This window comes from Brevibacterium moorei, from assembly GCF_024580735.1.
Lineage (GTDB): Bacteria > Actinomycetota > Actinomycetes > Actinomycetales > Brevibacteriaceae > Brevibacterium > Brevibacterium moorei.
On the sequence record NZ_JANIJX010000034.1, the window covers coordinates 17,836 to 27,027 of the forward strand.

General features: G+C 65.9%; 10 protein-coding genes and 1 rRNA gene. 2 read left to right on the forward strand and 9 right to left on the reverse strand.

Annotated elements, in window-relative coordinates; all coding sequences use genetic code 11:
• Positions 1-6: 6 nt before the first annotated feature.
• The 6 genes from NQ034_RS15065 to clpS form a co-directional block, all read right to left on the reverse strand.
• The gene (locus tag NQ034_RS15065; protein ID WP_257049858.1) at positions 7-1,518 is read right to left on the reverse strand and encodes an ABC transporter substrate-binding protein; all 1,512 of its coding nucleotides are present in this window, start codon (positions 1,516-1,518) and stop codon (positions 7-9) included.
• Positions 1,519-1,607: 89 nt separating this feature from the next.
• A complete protein-coding gene (rdgB, locus tag NQ034_RS15070; protein WP_257049859.1) occupies positions 1,608-2,198 on the reverse strand; it encodes an RdgB/HAM1 family non-canonical purine NTP pyrophosphatase in 591 nt (196 codons plus the stop codon).
• Positions 2,195-2,935, reverse strand: a complete 741-nt coding sequence (gene rph / locus NQ034_RS15075) for a ribonuclease PH (protein ID WP_257049860.1) — start codon at positions 2,933-2,935, stop codon at positions 2,195-2,197. Before rph ends, rdgB begins: the two co-directional genes overlap by 4 nt.
• 66 nt (positions 2,936-3,001) lie before the next feature.
• Positions 3,002-3,808, reverse strand: coding sequence for an MBL fold metallo-hydrolase (locus NQ034_RS15080; protein WP_257049867.1), 807 nt, complete (start codon positions 3,806-3,808; stop codon positions 3,002-3,004).
• A gap of 36 nt (positions 3,809-3,844) precedes the next feature.
• Positions 3,845-4,456 carry a DUF2017 domain-containing protein gene (locus NQ034_RS15085; protein ID WP_257049861.1) on the reverse strand — a complete coding sequence of 204 codons (612 nt, stop codon included), beginning with the start codon at positions 4,454-4,456 and terminating at the stop codon, positions 3,845-3,847.
• 1 nt (position 4,457) lies between these two features.
• The gene (clpS, locus tag NQ034_RS15090; protein ID WP_257049862.1) at positions 4,458-4,775 is read right to left on the reverse strand and encodes an ATP-dependent Clp protease adapter ClpS; all 318 of its coding nucleotides are present in this window, start codon (positions 4,773-4,775) and stop codon (positions 4,458-4,460) included.
• A gap of 62 nt (positions 4,776-4,837) precedes the next feature.
• Here clpS and NQ034_RS15095 point away from each other — a divergent pair, with 62 nt between their 5' ends.
• Entirely contained in the window at positions 4,838-6,163 is a 1,326-nt protein-coding gene (locus NQ034_RS15095) for a nicotinate phosphoribosyltransferase (protein WP_257049863.1), read from the forward strand.
• A 169-nt stretch (positions 6,164-6,332) separates the two neighbouring features.
• On the opposite strand, the gene NQ034_RS15100 is transcribed toward NQ034_RS15095, so the two are convergent.
• Positions 6,333-8,129: a DEAD/DEAH box helicase gene (locus tag NQ034_RS15100; protein ID WP_257049864.1), complete on the reverse strand. Its 1,797-nt coding sequence runs from the start codon at positions 8,127-8,129 to the stop codon at positions 6,333-6,335.
• A complete protein-coding gene (locus NQ034_RS15105) occupies positions 8,130-8,417 on the reverse strand; it encodes a DUF3039 domain-containing protein (RefSeq protein ID WP_257049865.1) in 288 nt (95 codons plus the stop codon).
• 35 nt (positions 8,418-8,452) lie between these two features.
• Here NQ034_RS15105 and NQ034_RS15110 point away from each other — a divergent pair, with 35 nt between their 5' ends.
• Positions 8,453-8,962: a flavin reductase family protein gene (locus NQ034_RS15110; protein WP_257049866.1), complete on the forward strand. Its 510-nt coding sequence runs from the start codon at positions 8,453-8,455 to the stop codon at positions 8,960-8,962.
• 106 nt (positions 8,963-9,068) lie between these two features.
• On the opposite strand, the gene rrf is transcribed toward NQ034_RS15110, so the two are convergent.
• Positions 9,069-9,185 (reverse strand): 5S ribosomal RNA (rrf, locus tag NQ034_RS15115).
• Positions 9,186-9,192: the final 7 nt, after the last annotated feature.

Genomic DNA, 9,192 nt, shown 5'->3' on the forward strand with positions numbered 1-9,192 from the left:
GACGCCTCAGGCCGCGGCCAGGTCGACCAGCCGGAACGCGTCGGTGATCTGGTTCTTTGGCAGTCCGGTCACGCCCTTGTTCGCGACGATGAGATTGGGCAGCAGGAACAGGAAGTCGGCTGCTGCGTCATCGGTGATCGTCCTGGCCACCTTCTTCATCCCGTCGATGTATTCCTGTTCGGTTCCGGCATCGGCCTTGGCGGCGTCCGCTTCGATGCGCTTGTAGTCGTATCCCGTGTAGTAGCCCTTGCCGAAGACCGTGAGGATGTCACGGGCCTCGACATGGCTGACCACCGACATGTCATAGGAGTGGTCCGTCAGGGTCTTCTGAATCCACACGCCGGGGAACTCCTGGATCTGCACCTTGGCGTTCAGTCCGACCGCCTTGAGCTGGGAGACCACGATATTGCTGATCGCCGTGGCATACGGCAGATTGGGCACCGTGAAGGTCAGGCTCTTGCCGGAGATCCCGGCTTCGTCGACGAGCTTCTTGGCCTTGTCCACGTCATAGGGGTAGACGTTGTTGAGGTCCTCGTAGTACGGATCGGTCGGCGGTACCATGCTGCCGATCAGGGTGCCGTGGCCGCCCCAGGCCGTGTCCATGACGGCCTTCCGGTCGATCGCGTACATCACGGCCTGGCGCGCTTTCTTGTCCTTGAAGATGCCGGCGGCGTTGTTCATCGACAGGACGACCTCGCCGTTCGTCGTGCCCTCGATGACCTCGAATTTGTCCGACTGCTGCTGGAAGTCCGAGAGCAGATCGGGGGCCTGCAGGTTACTCAACACATCGACCTGACCGGACTTCAGCGCGTTCGCGGCCGACACCCCGTCCTTGAAGTACTTGAAGGTGACCTGCTTGAGCTTGGGCTTATCGGCCCAGTAGTCGTCGCGGGCGGCGAACACGATGTCCTGGCCACGGGTGAATTTCTCGATCGCGAACGGACCGGTGCCGTTGGCCTTGTTCGCCAGATCGTCGTGGTCCTTCGAGTCGAAGACCGTCCCGACCAGAGAGGCCAGGTTGTACAGCCACGAGTTCGAGCGCTGTTTGAGCTTGATGGTGACCTTGGCGTCGCCATCGGCCGTGACGGAGTCGATGATCGCCATCTTCTGGCTCAGCGGGTTCTTCCAACCCTTGCCGGTGCGCACGCGGTCATAGGAGTACTTCACGTCCTCGGCGGTGAAATCGGCACCCGAGGCGAACTTCACCCCGGTCTGCAGGTCGAAGGTGTAGGTCTTGCCGTCTTCGGAGACCTTCCAGGCCCTAGCCAGGGACGGCTGGATCTTGCCGTCCTGATCCACCCGCACCAGCGACTGGTAGACGTTCTCCAGCAGGGCCTGCGGAATGGCCGCGCCGCCGGTCGTGGTGTAGTCCAGGTTCGCCGGTTCCGCCGTCTGCGCGACGATCAGCGAATCCTTCGCCTGGCCACCGGCGGCCTGCGTTCCGCCTCCTGCGTTGCAGGCGGAAAGGGGAAGTGCCAGCACAACGGCCAGGGCCGCGCCGAGGCTCCGAAGTTTCATGATGCTCCTTTAGATGGGCGGCGCCTGGGGTTGAACACCGTCACCCAAAGTGTAATAGGGCTCACCCCACGGCGCACGCCCGTCCATCCCTAGGCCAGATGGGCGGCCAGGGCGCGGAACGCCGCCCCGCGGTGGGACACCTCGTTCTTCTCCTCCGGACTGAGCTCTGCGGCCGTCCGCTGCCCCTGACCGACCAGGAAGATCGGATCGTAGCCGAACCCTCCTGCGCCGTGGGCCTCATGCGCCAGCCGACCGGGCATCAGCCCCTGCTCGACGATCTCGGATCCGTCGGCTCCCACAAACGCGGCCGCGCACACGAAGCTCGCACCGCGGTGCTCATCGGGGATGTCCGCCATCTGGGCCAGCAGCAGCTCGAGGTTCTCCCGGTCCGCCCCGTGGGTGCCCGACCAGCGGGCCGACAGGATGCCGGGCGCCCCGCCCATCACGTCGACGGCGATTCCCGAGTCATCGGCGATGGCGTCCAGCCCGGTGGCCGCCTGGGCAGCACGCGCCTTGAGCAGCGCGTTCTGGGCGAAGGTCACCCCCGTCTCGACCGGATCGGGCAGGCCCAGGGAACCGGCGGTGACGACGTCCACATCGCCCAACAGCGGGGTGAGGATCTCGCCGAGCTCCCTGGCCTTGTGCTCATTGTGCGTGGCCAGCACGATCCGCCGGCTCATGCCAGGGGCTCCGCCCCGGCGAGCGCCGCGCGCTGGATGCGCGCCAATTCGGTACAGCCGCCGGTGGCCAGGTCGAGCAGGCTGCCCAGCTCGGCCCGGTCGAAGGGAGCGCCCTCGGCAGTGCCCTGCACCTCGACGAAGGCGCCCGAACCTGTCATCACCACGTTCATATCGGTCTGCGCGCGGGAATCCTCCTCATAGGGCAGGTCCAGCATCGGGGTGCCGTCGATGATGCCCACGCTGATCGCGGACACGGAATCCTTCAGCGGCTGGGCGGACTTCTTGATCCACCCGCGTTCCTTGCCCAGTGCCAGGGCATCGGCCAGGGCCACATAGGCGCCGGTGATGGATGCCGTACGGGTGCCGCCATCGGCCTGCAGGACGTCGCAGTCCAACTGCAGGGTGTTCTCCCCCAGTGCGTCCATGTCGACGACTGCGCGCAGGGCCCGGCCGATCAGGCGTGAGATCTCGTGCGTCCGCCCACCGATCTTCCCCTTGACCGATTCGCGCGAGTTCCTGGTATTGGTGGCACGCGGAAGCATCGCATACTCCGCCGTCACCCAGCCCTTGCCCTGACCCTTGAGCCAGCGGGGCACGCCCTCGGACAGGGATGCCGCGCACAGCACGCGGGTCCGGCCGAACTCGATGAGTGCGCTACCCTCGGCGTGATCCAACCAGTTGCGGGTGATTGTCACCGGGCGCAGCTGATCGACCGCGCGTCCGTCTGAACGTGTCATGGAAATGAACTCCTCGTCTCTTCGTCTATCGTGATTCTCAGGCTTATGGGCTGCCGGTGCGGCCGCTCAGATGTCCCAGCGCCGCCCCGGCCGGGCCACCTCGAGCGGCCCGGAGAATTCGGCGGCGGCCTCGGCCGCTACGACCTCGGGATCGGTCCACGGCGGGATGTGTGTGAGCACCAGCTTGCCGACACCGGCCTCACGGGCCACGATGCCGGCCCGCCGACCGCTGAGGTGAATCCCGCGCACGGTGTCACGGCCCTCTTGGAAGGCGGCCTCGCACAGGAACAGGTCGGCACCGCGGGCCGCCGCCACGATCCCCTCGCAATAGTCGGTGTCCCCCGAATAGGTCATCACCCGGCCGACCGCATCGGTGAAACGCATCGCATAGGCCTCGACGGGATGGTCGACAAGCGTCGCCTCGACTTCCAGGCCGCCCACACGCAGGTGCGCCCCGTCGTGCAGGTCGTGGAACTCGAAGACCCTGTCGAGATTCGCGTCCTGGGCGTTCTCGGCCACGGGACTGGCGCCCGGATCGGTATGGTGAGCGGCCAGTAGCCTGTCCTCGGTGCCCGCCGGTCCGTACACGGGCAGGGCGCACAACGGCCGCCCGCCCTCGCAGAAGAAGCGGGGATCATAGCTGCGCGCCACGTACATCCCGGTCAGGTCGATGAAATGATCGGGGTGGAGATGGCTCAGCAGCACCGCCTCGATCGTGCTCAGATCGGTGTGCGTCTGCAGATCACCCAGCGCTCCCTGCCCCATGTCGACGACGATCGGCGCAGCGGAGGGGTCTGCGCGCAACACATAGCTGCTCGCGGGGTTGCCGGGCCCCGGGAACGATCCCGAGGTTCCAACGGCAGTCAGCTGCATGTTCACCCATTCCTCCTAGTCAAAGCCCTTGCGCCGTCAGTTGAGCCCGTCAAGGTCCATCAGCTCGTCTACGATGCGCTCCTGCATCCAGCTGAGGAAATCGTAGACCGATATGTGCATCTGGTCGGCCTCGCTCAGTTCCTCGAAGCCCGTATCCATGGCCTGTACGTCCGCCTCCGTCTGCAGCCCCAGGCGGGCCGCCAGCACCAGACGCACATCGCCGACCGCGATCATCCACGCCCGGGCGCCCTCCCGGTCCAAGTCGATGCGGCCCGAGCGGTCCAAGTCGAGCAGGGCCCTGCGCAGATTCGACAGCTTCGACTCCCGCAATTCGGGCTCCGTGTAGCGACGGAACTCCGCCGAGCGCTCGGGATCCTCGCGATCCAGACTCGGCAGCAGCCGGGCCAGGGCCGGATCCTCCGGCGGCGTCTGCGGCCCCATCGTGAACATCCGCTCGAACATCGCGCCGAGGCCCTCGGTGGCCTCCCCCGTTATGTCGGTGGTGTCGCCGATTTCCGCGTTCGCGGCGCCGGCCGGCGCGCCGCCAAGCAGTTCGATCGTGTCGGTGAACAGCCCGGTCAGGAGCCTGCGTTCGTTCGCTTCGAGGTCGATGACGACCGGATGGCGGTGTGAGCCGGAAATGCGCATCTCACTCCCCCCGGTCCGTAGCCCGGCGGCATTCCGCCCAGAGACCGAATTCGTGCATGGCCAGCGTGTCGCGCTCCATCTTCTCCCTGCTCCCCCTGGCGACCACGGCCCGGCCGCGTTCGTGAACCTGCAGCATCAGGGCCTCGGCCTTCGCCTTCGAATAGCCGAAATAGGAGCGGAACACATAGGATACATAGTTCATCAGGTTGACCGGATCGTTGAGCACGATGGTGAGCCACTCGTCCTCACCGGCCCTCTGCCGTGCGACTGTGGGTGCATCCTCTAAGACCGCGCTGCCGGCCCCCGCGCTGTTCGTCACCCGTTAAGCCTATGCGAAAGCCCACCCGGGACGTGCTCTGGGCATGCAATAGGATTCCTTTTATGAAGGATCTCATACGCCAGGCGGCCTCTTCGGCATTCCTGACCGACCACTACGAACTCACCATGTTGCAGGCCGCGCTGCGCTCGGAGACGGCTGGGCGGCCCAGCCTATTCGAGGCATTCGGACGCAGTCTGCCGGCCGGCCGTAGATACGGTGTTCTCGCCGGCACCGGGCGCTTCTTAGAACTGCTCGCCGACTTCCATTTCAGTGGCGAACAGTTGGACTTCCTGCGCCGCACCGCTGTGGTCGACGAGGCCACCATCGACTATCTTGCCGAGTTCGAGTTCTCCGGAACGATCCGCGGATATGCCGAGGGCGAGATCTACTTCCCGGGTTCACCGCTGGTCACCGTCGAGTCGACCTTCGCCGAGGCGGTCGTCTTGGAGACGCTGCTGCTGTCGACGTTGAATTACGATTCTGCTGTCGCTTCGGCGGCCTCGCGCATCACCTATGCGGCCGGTAATCGGCCGTGTGCGGATATGGGATCGCGCCGGACCCATGAGCAGGCGGCGGTGGCGGCGGCCAGGGCCGCTGTGATCGGCGGCTTCACCTCGACGTCGAATCTGCAGGCGGGACTGCGCTACGGGCTCAAGACGATCGGCACCTCGGCCCATTCGTTCACCCTGCTCCACGACGACGAGCGCGCGGCCTTCGCCGCCCAGATCGATGCCCTGGGAATCGACACCACGGTGCTCATCGACACCTATGACATCGAACAGGCGGTGCGCACCGCCGTCGAGGTCGCCGGACCCGGCCTGGGTGGAGTGCGCATCGACTCCGGTGACCTGGCCATGCAGGCGGGCGAGGTCAGGGCCCTGCTCGATGAACTGGGGGCGGTGAACACCACGATCACCGTGACCAGCGACCTCGACGAGTACGCGATCGCCGGTCTGCGCGCCGCCCCCGTGGACTCCTACGGGGTCGGCACCAAGCTCGTCACCGGGTCGGGGGCTCCCACCGCAGCGCTCGTCTACAAGCTGGTCTCCCGCCGTGACGGGGAGTCCGGGGAATGGGTGTCGGTGGCGAAGCGTTCGGCGCACAAGGAATCCCACGGCGGTTTCAAACAGGCTGTGCGCAATTTCGACGGCACGATCGCAACCGAGGAGTCCATCGGCGTTCCCGCCCTGCCGGATTCCGCAACGACCGGCCGACCGCTGACCGTGGACCTGGTCGTCGACGGCGTCATCGACGAGTCCTATACGGGTGTTGAGGGAGTGCGCCGCGCACGGGCACGACATGCCGCGTCCTTGGGTGAACTGCCGCCTCGGGCACACAGCCTGCAGCCGGGTGAGCCGGCCCTGCCCACGGTCTACTACCAGGCCTGACCCCCTCCGGGCCCTCGCCCTACCAGTGGCTCTCGCCAGACAGGTGCCCCTCGGGCCAAGTGCCCGCGCCTTACCAGTGGCTCCACTCGGGTGACTGTGGCTCGATAACTCGTGAGTTATCGAGCCACAGTCACCCGAGTGGAGCCACACCGCTGTGGGGTGGGGAGGGTTATTTGCGGCCGACGAACCAGCGTTGCAGGGTCTTGATCCGGTCCTCGATCTGGCTTCTGGAGGCCTCGGCCACGGCCGGTCCCCCGCAGGCGTTGCGCAGTTCCACGTGGATCGTGCCATGCGGTTTGCCCGTGCGGCGTGCCCAGGCCCCCACCATCGACTGCAGCTTGGTGCGGTCCTCCTTCAGCGCGCGGTGTTCGAGCTCTTCGGTATGCGGTTGGTTTTCCGGGACCGAGGTCTTGGTCGTCCCCTGCCGTTTGACCTGCTCGGCCTGTCTGGTGCGCAGCAGCATCGCGACCTGGTCGGGTTCCAATAGGCCCGGCAGCCCGATGAAGTCGAGCTCTTCCTCCGAGCCCACCGCCCCGCCGGTGCCGAACTCACCGCCGTCGAACAGCACTCGGTCGAACGAGGCCTGTGCGTCGAGAGCCTCGAAATTGCCGTCGAGCAGGCTCGAGGACGCGCTCTCGCCCTGTTCGGCACGTTCCAGTGCAGCATCGTCGAGCACCACCTCGTCCGGGTCCTCGGCGCTCTTCGGCCGGTCCAGGGCGTGATCGCGTTCGAGCTCCAGCGAGTTCGCCAGGGCCAACAGGACTGGCACGCTGGGCAGGAACACCGATGCCGTCTCCCCGCGTTTCCTGGCGCGCACGAAGCGGCCGATCGCCTGGGCGAAGAACAACGGCGTCGATGAGGAGGTCGCGTAGACGCCCACGGCCAGGCGCGGCACGTCGACCCCTTCGGAGACCATGCGCACCGCAACCATCCACCGGCGCGTGGACGTGCGGAACTCTTCGATCTTGTCCGAGCCGCCGGCTTCGTCCGAGAGCACGACGGTCACCGATTCGCCGGTGATCTCCTTGAGCTGTTTGGCATAGGCACGGGCCACCTGCTGATCGGTGGCGATCACCAGTCCCCCGGCGTCTGGCACCGCGCGTCTGACCTCGGTCAAACGGATGTCGGCGGCGCGCAGCACCGCCGGGATCCACTCACCACGCGGGTCGAGGGCCGTCCGCCAGGCCTGTGCGTGGATGTCCTTGGTCGCTTCGGCGCCCAGGACCGCCGACATCTCATCGCCGGCCTTGGTCCGCCAGCGCATCTCACCCGAGTAGGTCATGAAGATGACCGGACGCACCACCCCGTCGTGCAGGGCACGGGAATAGCCATAGGAATAGTCCGCCTGCGAGGTCCTGATCCCCTCTTCATCGGCCTCGTAGGTGACGAAGGGGATGGGCGAGGTGTCGGACCGGAAGGGCGTACCGGTCAGTGCCAGACGCCGCTTGGCCGGTTCGAAGGCGTCGCGTACTGCATCGCCCCAGGACAGGGCGTCCCCGGCGTGATGGATCTCGTCGAGGATCACGAGGGTCCGGCCGGCAGCCGTCCTATTGTGGTGCAGGGCCGGTTTCGCCGCCACCTGGGCATAGGTCACTGCAACCCCGTGGAACCCTCGACCGGTCCGCCCCTGGCTGTTCTTGAAATTGGGGTCGAGTTTGATGCCGACACGAGCAGCCGAATCGGCCCACTGCACCTTGAGGTGTTCGGTGGGAGCGACAACGGTAACCCGGTCGACGACCCGACGGGCCAGGAGCTCGGCAGCCAGACGCAGGGCGAAAGTCGTCTTGCCGGCACCGGGGGTTGCCACTGCGAGGAAGTCCTTGGGCTCGGTCTCGAAGTACTTTTCCAGAGCCTCGGCCTGCCAAGCGCGCAGCTTGCCGGCCGTTCCCCACGCAGCGCGTTCGGGGAACGCCGGTGACAGGTTTTCGGCCGCACTGGTACCCGGCACGCGGTGTGCGGTCGTCATTTACTCCTTCGGTCCTTTGGGATCCTTGGGGCCCTCTGGCATCTTCTCGAAGATCTCTTTGCACGTGGGGCAAACCGGGTACTTCTCCGGATCGCGGCTGGGAACCCACACCTTGCCGCACAGGGCGACGACGGGTGTTCCCATGACCATGGCCTCCATGATCTTGGCCTTCGGAGCATAGTGGGAGAAGCGCTCATGATCGCCGGGTTCGGCGGGGACGGTGAGTTCTTCGCGCTCCAGCGTCGTAGCGCCGCCGGTGCGCGGCATCGTTTCGGTCGGTTCAGACATGACATCCATTCTAGGACCTCTAGGATGGAAGCGTCATGGAAAACAGCAGTGATATGGCGGATGCCACCGCCGAACGGTACCGGAGCGTCGCAGGCAGAATCGTCAAAAGCGTCGCGGTGCTCAGCGTCGAATCCAAGGGCGCGGTCCAGGCCATCACAGTCGATTCGTACCTCGACGTCAGTTACGACCCGCCGACCATGGCGGTGAGTGTCTATGCGGGCTCGCGGATGGGAGATGCGCTCGACACCACACGGCGAATGACCCTGAGCGTGCTGGCACCGCAGCAGAAGGGCACGGCCCAGTGGCTGGGGACTCCGGGCCAGCCGACCTATGGCCTGCTCAACGGCGTCGAGCTGGCCGACGGCACTACCGGGTATCCGGCCCACATACCCGACGCCGTGGCGGTCTTCGAGATGGAGATCGTTCAGCGCCTCGAGATTGAAACGCACACACTGGTGGTCGGCCACGTCGCACACTGCGCTCAGGCCGACGGAGCTGGCCTGCCCCTGCTCTATGCCGGGGGCGAATACTTCATGCTCCCCTAATGCGTCAACCGTTCCGAGGAACTCGGTGAATGAATGGAAGAGGGCCCTCGTACGGTCGGCGAGCTAAGCTCCAGCCGGCCATACGAAGACCCTCAACCAAATATAATTGCGGCGGTGACCTACTCTCCCACACACTCCCGCATGCAGTACCATCAGCGCAATCGGGCTTAGCTTCCGGGTTCGGAAAGGGACCGGGCGTTTCCCCAACGCTCTCACCACCGCAAAACCAC